The following is a 14,559-nucleotide window of genomic DNA, read 5'->3' on the forward strand; positions in this document are numbered from 1 at the left end:
CCACATGACAGAGCCTGGCTAGGGTGGGGTCATGGAGCGCACGGAGATCGACACCCCCCGTGGGGTGGCATGGGCCGACATCGTCGAGGGCGGCAGCCCCGCCCGCTGGCTGCTGGCCATCACCCATGGCGCCGGCGGGGGCGTGGAGGCGGTCGACATCGCGGCCGTGAGCGAGGCGGTCGTTGCGGCCGGAGGTGCGGTCGCGCGTATCACGCAGCCCTACCGGGTGGCCGGACGCACGATGCCGGGCTCGGCCACCGCGGCCCAAGACGAAGCGTGGGTGGCTGTCGTGGAGCACCTGTGCGCCCAGGAGCGTTTCGCCGCCGTGCCGCTGGTGGTGGGCGGGCGTAGCAACGGGGCGCGGGTGGCCTGTCGCACGGCCGCCCAGGTGGGCGCGGTGGCGGTGGTGGCGTTGGCCTTCCCGCTGCACCCGCCGCGTAACCCGCAGCGTTCCCGCGCCCATGAGCTGCGCGCCGCAGCGGTTCCGACGCTGGTGGTCAACGGCGATCGCGACCCCTTCGGAATCCCCGCCCAAGCCGAGGTGACGAGGCTGATCGTGCGGCCGGGAGAGCGCCATGACCTGTCCAAAGATCCCCATGGGGTGGCCGCCGCCGTGGTCGAGTGGCTCGGCGCTTTCGGCCAAAGCTGACCGGCTCGCCGGCACGTTGCGGTGCGGGTGCGGGTTTTCCTGGCTGCCCTACCGGGGTGAGCACGTGAGCCGTTTCGGCCGCACGGGCTGCGGGCTGCTCGCGCCGCGGAGAACAGAGTGCTCTTCCGGGCGCGCCCGTTCACGGGCGGCTCGGGTGTGTAGGAGCGCCCCTCAGGCGGCTACAGGGATGTCGGTGGGGCGATGGGGTGCGATGACACCCCCGTTGGGGAGGAGTTCACCGGTGTCGTCGAAGACGACGACGCCGTTGCACAGCAAGCTCCAGCCCTGTTCGGGGTGGCTGGCGACCACGCGGGCCGCTTCGCGGTCGAGGTCACCGAATGACGGACATTCAGGTTCGTGCGGGCACATGGGGGTGCCTCCGGGGTAGTTTCGGCTGTGTTGCTTGAAGTGGATATGACCCACCCCTCACACTCTAATGGTGTAAACCATAATTCGCATCTCATTTTGATAACTTTGCCTGGTCAGGGGCGTACTGAGGTGGTGGGCGGAGCCCGCGGACAGGTGCCGCTGCGCCGAGCCCGACGCCTCATGCGCGCTGCCGCTAGCGCTCGGCGAGCCGGGCCCGAGAGAGTTGGTCGGCGTGACGGATCGGCTCGGGGAGGCGGTAGCGCGGACACAGCCGGAGCACCAGATCGCACGCGCCCGCCAGATCCACCCGGTGCCCGGTAGAGACGTAGACGGGTTTGACGCCGGTGCGGGTGCGCAGTACCCGCCCGATCACCTCGCCGTCGTCGACCAGATCCGTAGCCGCACCACGCTCGGCGCCGGGATCGGTGGCCCTGCCCACGAACGCCGACTTGGCCACCCCCAATGTTGGGCGCTCCAGCAGCACTCCCAGGTGGCAGGCGAGCCCGAACCGGCGCGGATGTGCCAGCCCGAAACCGTCGCACAGGTAAACGTCGGGCTCGCACTCCAGGCGTTCCAGTGCCTTCAGCAACGGCGGCACTTCCCGAAACGCCAGCAGACCGGGGACGTAGGGAAACCGCGGCCGTGCCACCTCCACCTGCGCCTCCACGAGCCGCAGTGAAGCGGTATCCAGGACCGTCACCGCCGCCACCAGGGCGCTGTCGTCGGCCGCGTAGCTGACGTCCACCCCGGCCACGAGGCTCACCTGTGCCGCCGGCAACGTTTCGACGCGCACCCGCTCAGCCAGGCGTTGCTGCACCCGCTCGGCCCCCTCGGCATCGGTGGGCCACAGGTCATCCTCGTCGGCTCGGGCATCGATGTGGGGCATCGGGGCCTTCCCGCTAGCAGAACCTCAACGCGACCCGGGCAGGCTACCGCCTCGGCGCTCCCCCGGCGCGTGGGCGGCTCGCCACCGTGGCGGTTCCCTACAGCCGGTGCGGGTAGACCAGAATCGGGGAACGAAACCGTGCCTGGTGTCGTTACCACTGGTGGGACATCGAAGCTGTTTAGGGGATGGTGCCCATGCCGCTGCTCATCGCGATGGCGCTCTTGGCGCTACCGTTCCTGGAGATCTGGCTGATGATCGTCATCGGCCAGCAGATCGGGGCGGGTGTGACCATCGCTGCCCTGTTCGCCGCCAGCCTTGGCGGCGCGTTGGTGGTCCGCCACGCCGGAACGCGCGCCTACCGAGACGCCGAAGAGGCCATCCGCACGGGCACTCCACCCGCAGGCGGTGTCCTCGACACGCTCATGCTTTTCGTCGGCGGCATCCTGCTGGCCATTCCCGGCTTCGTCACCGCCGCTGTTGGCTTGGTGTTGGCGTTGCCCTTCACCCGTCCAGCGTTGCGCTGGCTGTTCTCGGCCTGGGCCAAGCGCCGCGTCGAGCGCATGCGCGCCAACGCCGACCTCGTCACTCTCAACGGCTACCCGCGTACTCGGCCGTGGCCCAACGCCCCCTCGGACGGCTCCCAGGTCGTGCAGGGGCGCGTCATCCACGACGACAGCACCGAAAAGTGAGCCACCCCCGCCCGCCTGCTGCGGGAAGCGGCCAGCGGGCAGGGGAGAGCCGCGCCGGTTAGGGCTACGCTGTGTCCCCCTCGTGCTCCGCCGCCCCCGTGGTAAACGCCAGTCCCCTTTCACCCACGCTCACGGTGACGTGATCGCCGGGCGCGATGTCGCCGTCCAACAGCAGCCGCGAGAGCCGGTTGTCCACCTCGCGGCGGATCGTGCGCGCCAGCGGCCGGGCCCCGAACTCGGGCTGGTGGCCGCGTTCAGCCAGCCAGGCCACCGCCTCCTCGTCGAAGGTCACGCCGATGTTTTGGGCGTGCAGCCGCCGTTCGGTCTCGCCCAGCAGCAGCCGCGTCACCTGGTGCAGTTGCGCGGCAGTGAGCTGGCCGAACACGATGACCTCGTCGATGCGGTTAAGGAACTCGGGACGGAACTCTTCGCGCAGCCGGCGCATCACCCGTTCCTGCACGTCGCTGTGGGCGGCGCCGTCGCCGGTGAACCCGATGGAGCTTCCCTTGGCGATCACCTCTGAGGCGAGGTTGCTCGTCATGATCACCACGACGTTGCGGAAGTCGACCGTGCGGCCTTGGCCGTCGGTGAGCCGCCCGTCGTCGAGCAGTTGCAGCAGCAGGTTGAACACATCGGCGTGGGCCTTCTCGACCTCGTCCAACAGCAGCACCGCGTAAGGGCGGCGCCGGATCGCCTCGGTGAGCTGCCCCGACTCCTCATAGCCCACATAGCCCGGCGGCGCCCCGACGAGCCGGCTGGCGGTGTGGCGCTCCTGGAACTCGCTCATATCGAACCGGACCATGCGCTCGGCGGAGCCGAACAGCGCCTCGGCCAGGGCACGCGCCAACTCGGTCTTGCCAACCCCAGTGGGCCCCAGGAACAGGAAACTGCCGATGGGACGATCCGGGTCGGCCAACCCCGCCCGGGAACGGCGGATTGCCTCCGAGACCGCGGTCACCGCCTGATCCTGGCCCACCACTCGGGCGTGCAACACCTCCTCCAAACGCACCAGCCGCTCGCGTTCCTCCTGGGTGAGCTGCGTGACAGGGATGGCGGTGATGCGCGAGACCACCTCGGCGATGTCGACCACGGTCACCTCCGGCACGTCGGTGGGGCCACTGGCGCGCGCCTGGCCGATGGCCTCCTTGGTGCGGTTAATCTCGTCGCGCAGTTCCGAAGCGCGCTCGTACTCTTCCTGCTCGACCGCCCGATCCTTGCGGCTTTGCAGATCGCGCAGCTCTTGCTCCAGCTCCTGTAGGTCAACGCTGGGAGTCTTGACCCGCAACCGCACCCGCGCGCCCGCCTGGTCGATCAGATCGATCGCCTTGTCGGGCAGGAACCGCTCGGTGATGTAACGGTCAGCCAGCTCAGCCGCGGCCACCAGACTCTCGTCGCTGAACCGCACCTGATGGTGGGCCTCGTAACGGTCGCGCAGGCCCCGCAGGATATCCACCGTGTCGCCGACGCTGGGTTCGCTGACGAGGATGGGCTGGAAGCGCCGTTCCAAAGCGGCGTCCTTTTCGATGTTTTGTCGGTACTCATCGATCGTGGTCGCGCCGATGATGTGCAGCTCGCCGCGCGCCAGCGCGGGCTTGAACATGTTGCCCGCACTCACCGCGCCCTCGGCCGCGCCGGCGCCGACGATGGTGTGCAGCTCGTCGATGAAGATCAGCAGGGTATCGGCGTCGGCGCGGATCTCGTCGATGAGTCCCTTGAGCCGCTCTTCGAAGTCGCCCCGGTAGCGGGTCCCGGCCACCACTCCGCCCAAGTCGAGTTGGACCAGGCGCCGCCCCCGCAACGTTTCGGGCACGTCGTCGGCGGCGATGCGCTGAGCGATACCCTCGACGATCGCGGTCTTGCCGACCCCGGGATCGCCCATGAGCGCAGGGTTGTTCTTGCGCCGCCGAGCCAGCACCTCCAGGGTCTGTTCGACCTCCTCCTCGCGCCCCACGACCGGGTCCAGCTCTCCGGCGCGGGCCAGGGCGGTCATGTCGATGCCGTACTCGTCCAGGTTCGGCGTCGCACTGCGAGCGCTCACCTGTCCTCCGCCGCCGCGTCCGCGCTCTTCGCTGGGGGCGGCGCCGGCGGCGGCGCGCAGCGACTGCGGCGTGACCCCCTCCTCGGCCAGCAGCCGTCCCACCGGCGATTCGTTGTTCACCGCCAGCGCGAACAGCAGGTGTTCGGGGGCGATGTAGGTCTGCCCCAACGCCCGGGCGATCTGATGGGAGTCCAGCAGCGTGCGTTTGGCCGCTGGGGTCACCGCCGGCATCCCCGGGGCCGAACGGTGCCCCTGCCCCGCGGCCGACTCCGTGGTCTGGGCCAGCCGGTCGGGGGCGGCTCCAGCGCGCGCCACCAGCGCCCGCGTCGGCTCGTAGCGCAGCAGCGCCCACAAAATGTGTTCGGCGTCGAGGTCGATCCCGCCCGCCTGGGCCGCGCGACTGATGGCGTCTTGGATGACGGTGCGGGCCTGCTCATCCATGAGCTGGGAAATGTTGACGCGGCGCACGTGTCGCGACCCGCCGGCGCCGAAGAACCGCGACAGGAATTCCTCGAAGGAGCCGGGGCCGGACCCCTCCGGGGGCGGAAAATCATGCGCCATGACAGATGCCCTCCTTCGACCGCCACAGCCGTGGATGCGTTCGCGACCGCGCCTCGCCCGGGAGGTCACTACTGGCCGGTGATCGCCGCCGGACGCGGGCACGTCGACGCGACTACCCGTGAATCGGGGGAACAACCACCGGGGCGCACCGTGCGATCCAGCGGCGTCTAGGGGCGTGTCGTACCGTCTCGCCTATAGCCGAGCGACAGCCAGACGTCGCGGGCACTCCTCCCGGCGGGAGACAATCGTGGATGTGATGAGTGAGACCGGCTGGAACTACCTGATGGACATGGACGGCGTGCTCGTACGCGAGGAGCACCTCGTCCCCGGCGCCGACGCCTTCATCGACGATCTGCGGGCCAACCATGTCCCCTTTATGGTGTTGACCAACAATTCCATCTACACGCCTCGCGACCTGCGGGCCCGGTTGCTGCGTACCGGATTGGACATCCCCGAGACGTCGATCTGGACGTCAGCGCTGGCCACCGCGCAGTTCCTCGACCAGCAGCGGCCCAACGGCTCGGCCCACGTGGTGGGCGAGTCCGGGCTGACCACGGCGCTGCACAACATCGGCTACGTGCTCACCGACCGCGACCCCGACTATGTCGTACTCGGCGAGACCCGTACCTACAGCTTCGAGGCGATCACGCGCGCGATCCGGCTCGTGGAAAACGGCGCCCGCTTCATTGCGACCAACCCTGACGAGAAAGGTCCCAGCCGGGAAGGGTCACTGCCGGCTACGGGCGCGGTCGCTGCCCTGATCCAGAAAGCCACCGGCCGTGCGCCCTACTATGTGGGCAAACCCAACCCGCTGATGATGCGTTCGGCGCTGCGCGCGCTCGGGGCGCATTCGGAGAATACGGTCATGATCGGCGACCGCATGGATACCGACGTGCGCTCTGGTCTTGAGGCCGGCCTCCAGACCGTCCTTGTGCTCAGCGGCATCTCCGGAGCCGAGACCGCCGAGCTGTTCCCCTACCGGCCCACCGCCGTGCGCGGTTCCGTGGCCGACTTGGTGCACAAAGTCACCGAACCCTTGGCCTGACCACGGAGTTCGTGCTGCCCTAAGGAGCGAGCCGTTCCCGCTGTGGGCGGATTCGGCCACCGAGACCGATACAGCGGCAACGAGAGGCCGGGCGGCGGAGGGAACCTCTTCCAAGGGCCGGGGCGCGCTGTCGGGGCGGCCCGGCCCTCGCCGTGCGGTGGCGCTGTCAGGCGCTCCGGCGTTCCTCGCTCATGGCCTGCTGCATGTGCTCTTGCTCCTCACGGCGACGGGCGCGCAGAAGCTCCAGGCGCTCGGCCAGGACCTCTTCGAGGTCGTCCACACTGCGCCGCTCCAGCAGCATGTCCCAGTGCGTGCGGGCGTGCTTGGACTTCTTTTCCTGCGGCTGCTCACCGTCGACGATGAGCGCGGCCTCGCCACAGAAACGACATTCCCAGTTGGGGGGGATCTCCGCCTCGGTCGCAAAGGTTACAGCGAAGCGGTGCCCCTGTGGGCAGTCGTAGGTGACCTCTTGGCGCGGTGCCAGGTCGGTGTTGCGGTCGTTCTCGTAGCTCGTCGCCCCGAGTCGTGTGCCGCGAAGTGCTCGCTCGGCCATCGTGTGCGTGCCTCCAGGCGCTCTTGCGGTCTCGGTGGTCTAACGCATCGGTCCGTGAGGAGATTCCCCGGACATCCGCGGTCCAACCGTGCGACAATACCCGGTCGACCTGTCGTGCGCGGTGCGCACATCGGTGGCCTCGGGTTTCATCGCTCGATGAGGTACGCGAAAGAGCTGCTTTTGTCGCAGTTCAAACCGTGTTCGGGGGAACCTTACGCCATGCTCGCGATGGTGGCCGGGGCCCGGCTCGGCTGGTCGCAACTTTCCCGAGCACACCCCGGCGCTACGGCCTGCCACGGCGGGCGCGACCCGCGAGCCACCTGCGGCTCCCGAGCCCCGCTCGCGCGCTCCACGCGTACCATCGCGTCCCAGTGTGCCCACCTGTGGCTTCAGGCATGCCAAGACACGGCCAACACGCCGGCGTGATCGGCAAAGCCCCGGCCGCCCCGGGCCCGGCGGTGAGGTTTTTCAGATGCGTTCGGGGACCTGGTTGCCAGCGTCGCGGATCGCGGCAGGGATGCTGATCACCACCAGCACCACGAACCCGGCGACGAAGAACGGGATCAGCGACAGGATGGCCAGCCGGTAGTCGCCGCCGGTCACATCCAACGCCACCCCCAGCGTCAGCGATCCCAGAAACGCCGAGCCCTTGTCGCTGATCTCGTAGAGGCCGAAGTACTCCGCCTCTTTGCCCCGTGGTACCAGGTGGGAGAACAGCGAACGTGACAGCGCCTGCGTACCACCGAGCACGATGGCGATGAAGAAGGCCAGGATGAAGAACTGCACCGCAGAACCGGCTTGCAGCAGGGGAGCCACCCCCACCACTATGGTCCAAATCACCAGACTGCCCAAGATGGTGCGCTTGGTGCCCAGCCGGCGGGCGATACTGCCCAACAGCAGCGCGCCCCCGAATGCCACGAACTGCACCATCAAGATGGTGCCGATCTGGACCTCCTGCCCCAGCTCCAGCGCCTGGTCGGCGAAGGTGGCCGAGAAGGCGATGACGGTCTGCACCCCGTCGTTGAACAACAGGTAGGCCACCAGGAACAGCAATGTCTTGGGGTAGGCCCGCAGCTCCTTGGCGGTGTGCCACAGTTGCACGAAACCCGCCCGCACCAGGCGCGTTCCCTCGCGCGCCTCTCGGTCGGCGGGCCGGCGGTCGCGCAGCCGCGCCAGCGGCACCAGGGTGAACAGCGCCCACCACAGCCCGGCCGAGGCCATGCAGATGCGCACCGCGTGCCCCTGCTCCACGCCGAAACTCTCGTGGGACAGGTAGAGCACGAGGTGGATGGCGAGCAGCACCGCGCCGCCCAGATACCCCAGTCCCCACCCGCGCGAGGAGACATCGTCGCGTTCCTGAGGCGTGGCGATGTCGGGCAAAAACGAGTTGTAGACCACGAACGCCGCACCGAAAGCCAGGTTGGCCAGTATGAACAGCCCGGCGCCCGCCACATGCCCGCCGTCGGCCACGAAGTACAGCCCCATCGTGGCGAACGCGCCGATATAGGCGAGCACCCCCATCAGTTCACGCTTGCGCCCGGTGTAGTCGGCCAACGCTCCGATCACCGGGAGCACGAGGAGTTGCAGCAGCACCGACAGCGAAGTCGCGTAGGGGTAGAGTGCCTCTGGCGCCATCTCCCAGCCCAACACGCTGATCCTGCCGTCGACGGCCGCCGACTCGGCCAGCGAGGTCAGGTAGGGCCCGAGGAAGACGGTGATGACCGAGGTGTTGAAGACGGAGGCGGCCCAGTCGTAGACGTACCAGCCGCGCTGTTCTGCGCGCCGCGCGCGCGGATCGGCCAGGGGGCCGGTTGGCTCCTGCGGGGCCTTCTGGGGGAACGGCATGGCGGGTCGTGACTCCTAACCGGCGGGGCGCGCGGTAGTCTCCCAAGCGCCGCGTTCGAGCAAGACACGCCGCAGCCCCGTCACATTGTCGCTGACAATACCGTCAACCCCCGCGTCGAGCAGCCGGCGCATCAGCTCAGGGGAGTTGATGGTCCACACGTGGACCTGCATACCGGCTCGATGCGCCGCGGCGATGAAATCCCGGCTGAGAACAGGGAAACTCCCACGCCACAGCGGCACCTGCGCGCACGCCACGCCGCGCCGGGCCAGCCAACCCAGCAGCCGTGTCACCCCCGCGACCCGCAGCCGGGCCACGTCGATAGGGCCGCACGAGGTGGCGACCGGGCGGTCGAACATCCGGCGTGCCCGCTCCAGCCGGCGCTGGTTGAACGAGCCCACACATACCCGGTCCCAGGCTCCCGTGCGCCGTAAGACCTCGCACAGCGGCGCCACAGCGGCGTCAGCCTTGATGTCGATGTTGAACCGCACCTGCGGCCACGCTCCCAACAGTTCCGCCAGCAGCGGGATGGGTTCGGTGCCTCCCACCCGGGCACGGGCCACCTCGGCGTGCGACAGTTCGGCGATCGCGCCCTGCCGGTCGGTCGCGCGGTCCAGCGTGGCGTCGTGGAAGGCCAGCAGGGCGCCGTCGCGCGTGGCGTGGACGTCGGTCTCCAGGTAGCGATACCCCATGTCCACAGCGTTTTGGAACGCGGCGGCGGTGTTTTCCAGTTCTGTGGTGATCTGCCCCTGCGCGTCGGTCAGCCAGCCGCCGCGGTGGGCCAGCCCGATAGGCGTGGGGGAGTCGAGGTAGCTGAATCGTTGTGCCACAGCAGCAGACTATGCCGCTAGAACCCGTTTTATGCGACATATGGAACGAATCGGCAGATCAGCGGAGGTTGGCGACCGGGGAATGGCCCCGCCGCGTAGGGCAGGCCACCACCTGAGCTCTAGCTCTGTCCTGTCGGTAAGGGCGAGCGGTTTCGGCCCACCCGCCGAAGCGGAACCGCACCCACGACGCCGCTTGGCAGGAGGGGCTGGAGCATCGGCCGGACTGCTACCAGGCGACCGGCGTTTCCTCCCGGAACCGGCGGCCACGCGCCCCTGCCCGCTCGGGGTATCTGCCGCGACTCGACCTGAGTGGGGGCGGCACGGGGCGCAGCGCTGCGGCCAGGGCAGCGGTGGCCATCGGCACACGAGTGCCACCTCGCGGGGCGCTGCCTCGCAAGAGCAGGGATCGTCGCAGCCGTGGGGGAGGGCGGGGAGACCGCCAAAGGCCCGCACGGCCCCATAAGGAGGGCCGACCCCGGAGATATCGGGGGCAACCCCGGGGTCGGCCCGAATAGGGCGTCCCTTCCCGCGCCGTCGGGACGCCCGGCTGCACGGCCTCATCGGCGGAGGGGGAAGACCGATGATTTAGCCGTGTTTTCAAAACGTAGCGTGCTCAGCGCTGATTCGCAGTTAAATTCGCGTGATTCATCGCACCATGCGAAAAAAATCCGGAAAGATCCACCTTAGGGGGAGGCCGGTCCTGCCGCCGCGACGTGGTGTCCACACTCTGACACAGTCGGCGGAGCCTGAGGGGGCGGACAAGAAGTTGGAATTCCACGTGGGCACGCCGGGCCTTAGGCGACTCATTACGGGGTGACGGGCCGGCAGGCTCGTCGGTCGGCTCAGTGGCCGCGACCGGCGCCGGCTCCCGGCGTTCGCAGTCGCTTCCCGCCCTTCCGGAAAGGAAGCCCGGATGTCCTCTCCTGCTCGTCGCTGTCTGTCCCACAGCACTCCGTCAGCACCGTCAGCATCGCCGAGCCCTCCCGGTGCCCCACCCCGGCGCGGCGGTAGTCGCCGTCGCGCCGCCGAGTTCTGCCAACTGGCCCAGTTTGTCGCCGAGGTTCTCGCCGGCCACCGCGCTCCCACGCACCTACGGCCGTGCCTGGCCCATCGGGCCTACCTCCTACTCGTCCGACGCGCGGGCACCTACGGTTGCGCGCAGCGCCCCCGAGTGCGCAGCACCCGGCTGAGTTTTCCCGCTCCCGGTGTCGCCGAGATCAGCAGCGTGGTCGACTGCGGGCGCCGCCACCGCGCGCTAGCCCTGCGCGTCGACTCCACCGAGCACGTCTGGCTGTGTACCCACATCGAGACCGATACCGGCCCTTAGTCGCTGCCGCGCTGTTGGTGGCCAGACCAGGGCGCCCCGTGGTGTGAGGCCGGCGTCCGCCGGCCCCACACGAGCCGGCTTCCCCGAAGGCCACGGCGAGAGGCGCCGGGCGGTGAGAGGCGGCCGGTGGCTGCCGTCGCAGGTTGCCCCTCACCCGTACCTCAGGCTCCAGCGGCACTGCCTCACGCCGCTGGTCTGCGACGGCGGGCACGGCGCCCACGGCGGGGCCCTGCGCCGTGCCTCATCCGCGGGGTGTGGCCGGCGCCGGCGGTGAGCGGTTGGGAAAGAACGGCGCTGCTGCTTCGATCGTGGTGGGAGCCCCTGTGAGGTAAGCGTTTTCACGTGTGTGGAATGGCGGCTGGCTCATAGGTACTGGGAGGGCCCTCGACGGGGGTGGCCTGCGCGGAGAGCCGTGGACAAACTGCCTCTGGCGTTGGTATACGGTTTTCGAGTACTTTGGAAAGCGCTTTCTTTAGGAGAGGTAGGACATCTATGGCTGACCAAGTGCTGGGTGTCGCCATGAACGGCGTCACCGGCCGTATGGGATACCGGCAACACCTGACCCGGTCGATCCTGGCTCTGCGTGACGCCGGGGGTGTGGAGTTGCCCGACGGGACACGCGTGGTGCCCGAACCCGTTCTCGTCGGCCGATCCGAGCGCAAGCTACAGGAGATCGCCGCACGTCACGGGATAGCTAAGTGGACCACCGACCTGGACTCGGTGCTCTCCGACGACGGGATCGGAGTCTACTTCGACGCCCAGATCACCCACGCCCGCGAGGATGCCGTACGCGCCGCGATCGCCGCAGGCAAGCATGTCTACACCGAGAAGCCCACCGCCGGCACCTTCGACGCCGCCCTTGAGCTGGCCAAGCTCGCCCACGCAGCCGGCGTCAAGAACGGCGTGGTCCAAGACAAGCTGTTCCTGCCCGGACTGCTCAAGCTGCGCCGCCTCGTGGACAGCGGTTTCTTCGGTCGTATCCTCTCGATCCGGGGCGAGTTCGGCTACTGGGTCTTCGAGGGAGACTGGCAGCCGGCCCAGCGCCCTAGCTGGAACTACCGCGCCGAGGACGGCGGCGGCATCGTGCTCGACATGTTCCCCCACTGGCACTACGTCCTGGAACACCTCTTCGGCTCGGTGCGCGCCGTCACCGCCCGCGCCGTCACCCACCTACCGCAGCGCTGGTCCGAAACCGGCCAGCCCTACGCGGCCACCGCCGACGACGCCGCCTATGCGATCTTCGAGCTCGACGGCGGTCCCATCGCCCAGATCAACTCCTCCTGGTGCGTACGGGTCGACCGCGGCGAACTCGTGGAGTTCCACGTCGACGGCACCGAGGGCAGCGCCGTGGCGGGGTTGCACCACTGCCGCGTGCAGCACCGCTCCATGACCCCCAAGGCGGTGTGGGACCCCGACGGCGACGACACGATCCCCTACCGCAGCCAGTGGGCCACAGTCCCCGACAACACCGAGTTCACCAACGGGTTCCGCGCCCAGTGGGAGCTGTTCTTGCGGCACGTCTGCGCCGACACCCCCTTCCCGCACGACCTGTTCTCGGGAGCGCGGGGCTTGCAGATGGCCGAGGCGGGCCTGCGTTCCTCCCACTCCGGTGACCGTGTCGAAATCGAGGAGGTCGAGCTGGGATGACCCTAACCTTGCGCTTGCCCGACGGCGCCGGCGGGCTCTCGCCCTACACCCTGCGCGCCCAGCCCGTGCTCCCCGAGACCCCGGCCGCCCCACCTCGTACGCGCGCCGCCTTGGCCGCCGCGCACGTCGCCGCCGACCCGCTGGCCGGTAACGCCCCCGGCGCCCCCGCCCGCCTGGACTGGGAGGCCACCCTCGCCTTCCGCCACCACGTGTGGGATCTCGGCCTGGGCGTGGCCGATGCTATGGACACCGCCCAGCGCGGCATGGGGCTGGGGTGGCCGGCCACCCGGGAGCTGATCCAGCGCTGCGGCGCCGAGGCCAAAGGCCGCGGCGCCCTGCTGGCCTGCGGGGTGAGCACCGACCACCTGCCCCAAAGCGCCACAATCGCCGAGATCATCACCGGCTACACCGAGCAGTTGGCCGTGGCGGAGGACGCCGGCGCGGTCCCGGTGCTCATGGCCAGCCGCCAGCTCGCCGCCGCCGCACGCGACCCCGAGGACTACGTCCAGGTCTACGCCCGCCTGCTGGAGCAGGCCAGCCGGCCGGTGATCCTGCACTGGCTGGGCACCGCCTTCGACCCCCAGCTTGCCGGCTACTGGGGCCACGACGACCCCGCCGAGGCGATCCCGACGGTGGCCGAGCTGATACGGCAGCACAGCAGCCGTATCGAGGGCATCAAGGTCTCGCTGCTCGATCGGGAGCTGGAAGTGCGGCTGCGCGCGCTGCTGCCTGAGGGGGTGCGCCTCTACACCGGTGACGACTTCAACTATCCGGAGTTGATCAAAGGAGACGGCCAGCACCACTCTCACGCACTGTTGGGCGCCTTCGCCGCCATCGCCCCGGTGGCCGCCGAAGCGTTGCGCGCACTCGACAACGGCGACACCGAGCGCTATGACGCGCTGTTCGCCCCCACCGTGCCGCTGGCGCGCCATGTCTTCGCCGCCCCCACCTACCACTACAAGGCCGGTATCGCCTTTTTGGCCTGGCTCAACGGCCACCAGCCCGGTTTCACCATGGTCGCCGGCCTGCACAGCGCCCGCGACCTTCCGCACCTGGCCGAGACGTTGCGCCTCGCCGATGCCGCCGGGGCGCTGCGCGACCCCGAATTGGCGGTGTCTCGGATGCGGGCCCTGCTCGACGTGGCGGGGGTGGCAGCATGACCGCGGTCCCCGAAGTCGACGTTCCGTCCCAGGCCCCCGCCGCCGTCCCCACGCCCACCCCCGGTGACCCCCGGTTGGCGCGGCTGGCGCTCAACCAGGCCACGGTCAACCGCTGGAGCGTGCCCGAGGTCATCGACGGCTGCGCACGCGCCGGCCTGCCTGCGGTGGGGCTGTGGCGCGACCCCGTGGTCCAAACCGGCCTGAGCAAGACGGTCCGGCTGCTGCGCTCGGCCGGGCTGCGCGTCTCCTCCCACTGCCGCGGCGGGTTTTTGACCGCCCCCGACCAGCCGGCCGCCCTCGACGACAACCGCCGCGCCATCGACGAGGCCGCCGAGCTGGGCGCGGCCTGTCTGGTCATGGTCGTGGGCGGGCTGCCGCAGGGCAGCCGCGACTTGGTCGAAGCACGCGAGCGGGTGGCCGCCGGCGTGGCCGAACTGGCCCCCTACGCCGCCCAGCGCGGCGTGCGCCTGGCACTGGAGCCGCTGCACCCGATGTTTTGCGCCGACCGGGCCGTGCTGTCCACGCTTGGCCAGGCCCTCGACCTTGCCGAGGGGTTTTCCGCCGAGACGGTGGGCGTGGTGGTGGACACCTACCACGTGTGGTGGGACCCCACCGTGCTCGACCAGATCGACCGCGCCGGTGCGCGCATCGCCTCCTTCCAGGCGTGCGACTGGATTCTGCCGCTGCCCGCCGACACCCTGTTGGGCCGCGGCATGGTCGGCGACGGTTACGCCGACGTCGCCGGCCTGCGCCGCGCGGTCGACACCACCGGCTACACCGGTGACATCGAAGTCGAGATCTTCAACGCCGAGATCTGGTCGGCCGATCCTGAGGAGGTCATAGCTACGGTGGCGCGCCGCCACGTCCAACACGTCGTCGATCCCACACCCCCCGATCCCAGCTCAACCCGCGGCAAATGAGCCCACACGGCCGGTGCGTGGGCACCGGCCGAGGAGGAACTT

At 69.4% G+C, this 14,559-nt stretch carries 13 protein-coding genes; 7 read left to right on the forward strand and 6 right to left on the reverse strand.

The window, feature by feature from the left end; translation table 11 throughout:
* Nucleotides 1-31: 31 nt before the first annotated feature.
* Nucleotides 32-649: an alpha/beta hydrolase family protein gene (locus ABD848_RS09965; protein ID WP_344970070.1), complete on the forward strand. Its 618-nt coding sequence runs from the start codon at nt 32-34 to the stop codon at nt 647-649.
* A gap of 171 nt (nt 650-820) precedes the next feature.
* Here the strand turns inward: ABD848_RS09965 and ABD848_RS09970 are convergent, their stop codons facing one another.
* Both ABD848_RS09970 and nfi read right to left on the reverse strand, forming a co-directional pair.
* Entirely contained in the window at nt 821-1,018 is a 198-nt protein-coding gene (locus tag ABD848_RS09970) for a DUF5999 family protein (protein ID WP_344970269.1), read from the reverse strand.
* 193 nt (nt 1,019-1,211) lie between these two features.
* Nucleotides 1,212-1,904, reverse strand: coding sequence for a deoxyribonuclease V (nfi, locus tag ABD848_RS09975; RefSeq protein ID WP_344970073.1), 693 nt, complete (start codon nt 1,902-1,904; stop codon nt 1,212-1,214).
* A 194-nt stretch (nt 1,905-2,098) separates the two neighbouring features.
* Here nfi and ABD848_RS09980 point away from each other — a divergent pair, with 194 nt between their 5' ends.
* The gene (locus tag ABD848_RS09980) at nt 2,099-2,593 is read left to right on the forward strand and encodes an FxsA family protein (protein WP_344970074.1); all 495 of its coding nucleotides are present in this window, start codon (nt 2,099-2,101) and stop codon (nt 2,591-2,593) included.
* A 64-nt stretch (nt 2,594-2,657) separates the two neighbouring features.
* Here the strand turns inward: ABD848_RS09980 and ABD848_RS09985 are convergent, their stop codons facing one another.
* Entirely contained in the window at nt 2,658-5,192 is a 2,535-nt protein-coding gene (locus ABD848_RS09985; RefSeq protein WP_344970076.1) for an ATP-dependent Clp protease ATP-binding subunit, read from the reverse strand.
* 283 nt (nt 5,193-5,475) lie between these two features.
* Here ABD848_RS09985 and ABD848_RS09990 point away from each other — a divergent pair, with 283 nt between their 5' ends.
* Nucleotides 5,476-6,237, forward strand: coding sequence for an HAD-IIA family hydrolase (locus ABD848_RS09990; protein ID WP_344970272.1), 762 nt, complete (start codon nt 5,476-5,478; stop codon nt 6,235-6,237).
* A gap of 166 nt (nt 6,238-6,403) precedes the next feature.
* On the opposite strand, the gene ABD848_RS09995 is transcribed toward ABD848_RS09990, so the two are convergent.
* The 3 genes from ABD848_RS09995 to ABD848_RS10005 all read right to left on the reverse strand — a co-directional run bounded on the left by ABD848_RS09995 (nt 6,404) and on the right by ABD848_RS10005 (nt 9,463).
* Nucleotides 6,404-6,790: an RNA polymerase-binding protein RbpA gene (locus tag ABD848_RS09995; RefSeq protein WP_344970079.1), complete on the reverse strand. Its 387-nt coding sequence runs from the start codon at nt 6,788-6,790 to the stop codon at nt 6,404-6,406.
* A gap of 468 nt (nt 6,791-7,258) precedes the next feature.
* The gene (locus ABD848_RS10000; protein ID WP_344970081.1) at nt 7,259-8,635 is read right to left on the reverse strand and encodes an MFS transporter; all 1,377 of its coding nucleotides are present in this window, start codon (nt 8,633-8,635) and stop codon (nt 7,259-7,261) included.
* Nucleotides 8,636-8,650: 15 nt separating this feature from the next.
* Nucleotides 8,651-9,463 carry a glycerophosphodiester phosphodiesterase gene (locus ABD848_RS10005; protein ID WP_344970085.1) on the reverse strand — a complete coding sequence of 271 codons (813 nt, stop codon included), beginning with the start codon at nt 9,461-9,463 and terminating at the stop codon, nt 8,651-8,653.
* A 913-nt stretch (nt 9,464-10,376) separates the two neighbouring features.
* Here ABD848_RS10005 and ABD848_RS10010 point away from each other — a divergent pair.
* The 4 genes from ABD848_RS10010 to ABD848_RS10025 all read left to right on the forward strand — a co-directional run bounded on the left by ABD848_RS10010 (nt 10,377) and on the right by ABD848_RS10025 (nt 14,517).
* A complete protein-coding gene (locus tag ABD848_RS10010; RefSeq protein WP_344970089.1) occupies nt 10,377-10,790 on the forward strand; it encodes an Rv3235 family protein in 414 nt (137 codons plus the stop codon).
* Between the two features lie 492 nt (nt 10,791-11,282).
* The gene (locus ABD848_RS10015) at nt 11,283-12,437 is read left to right on the forward strand and encodes a Gfo/Idh/MocA family protein (RefSeq protein ID WP_344970091.1); all 1,155 of its coding nucleotides are present in this window, start codon (nt 11,283-11,285) and stop codon (nt 12,435-12,437) included.
* Nucleotides 12,434-13,597 carry a dihydrodipicolinate synthase family protein gene (locus ABD848_RS10020; protein ID WP_344970094.1) on the forward strand — a complete coding sequence of 388 codons (1,164 nt, stop codon included), beginning with the start codon at nt 12,434-12,436 and terminating at the stop codon, nt 13,595-13,597. The genes ABD848_RS10015 and ABD848_RS10020 overlap by 4 nt, the downstream gene beginning before the upstream one ends.
* Nucleotides 13,594-14,517 carry a sugar phosphate isomerase/epimerase family protein gene (locus ABD848_RS10025; RefSeq protein ID WP_344970097.1) on the forward strand — a complete coding sequence of 308 codons (924 nt, stop codon included), beginning with the start codon at nt 13,594-13,596 and terminating at the stop codon, nt 14,515-14,517. Before ABD848_RS10020 ends, ABD848_RS10025 begins: the two co-directional genes overlap by 4 nt.
* The last annotated feature ends 42 nt before the right edge of the window (nt 14,518-14,559 follow it).

Origin of the sequence: Salinactinospora qingdaonensis (genome assembly GCF_039539445.1) — a bacterium.
Taxonomy (GTDB): domain Bacteria; phylum Actinomycetota; class Actinomycetes; order Streptosporangiales; family Streptosporangiaceae; genus Salinactinospora; species Salinactinospora qingdaonensis.

Bases quoted from the DNA above. Each gene is read 5' to 3' on its own strand.
- ABD848_RS09965 (WP_344970070.1), top strand. From the start codon at position 32: ATGGAGCGCACGGAGATCGACACCCCCCGTGGGGTGGCATGGGCCGAC.
- ABD848_RS09970 (WP_344970269.1), bottom strand. From the start codon at position 1,018: ATGTGCCCGCACGAACCTGAATGTCCGTCATTCGGTGACCTCGACCGC.
- nfi (WP_344970073.1), bottom strand. From the start codon at position 1,904: ATGCCCCACATCGATGCCCGAGCCGACGAGGATGACCTGTGGCCCACC.
- ABD848_RS09980 (WP_344970074.1), top strand. From the start codon at position 2,099: ATGCCGCTGCTCATCGCGATGGCGCTCTTGGCGCTACCGTTCCTGGAG.
- ABD848_RS09985 (WP_344970076.1), bottom strand. From the start codon at position 5,192: ATGGCGCATGATTTTCCGCCCCCGGAGGGGTCCGGCCCCGGCTCCTTC.
- ABD848_RS09990 (WP_344970272.1), top strand. From the start codon at position 5,476: ATGGACATGGACGGCGTGCTCGTACGCGAGGAGCACCTCGTCCCCGGC.
- ABD848_RS09995 (WP_344970079.1), bottom strand. From the start codon at position 6,790: ATGGCCGAGCGAGCACTTCGCGGCACACGACTCGGGGCGACGAGCTAC.
- ABD848_RS10000 (WP_344970081.1), bottom strand. From the start codon at position 8,635: ATGCCGTTCCCCCAGAAGGCCCCGCAGGAGCCAACCGGCCCCCTGGCC.
- ABD848_RS10010 (WP_344970089.1), top strand. From the start codon at position 10,377: ATGTCCTCTCCTGCTCGTCGCTGTCTGTCCCACAGCACTCCGTCAGCA.
- ABD848_RS10015 (WP_344970091.1), top strand. From the start codon at position 11,283: ATGGCTGACCAAGTGCTGGGTGTCGCCATGAACGGCGTCACCGGCCGT.
- ABD848_RS10020 (WP_344970094.1), top strand. From the start codon at position 12,434: ATGACCCTAACCTTGCGCTTGCCCGACGGCGCCGGCGGGCTCTCGCCC.
- ABD848_RS10025 (WP_344970097.1), top strand. From the start codon at position 13,594: ATGACCGCGGTCCCCGAAGTCGACGTTCCGTCCCAGGCCCCCGCCGCC.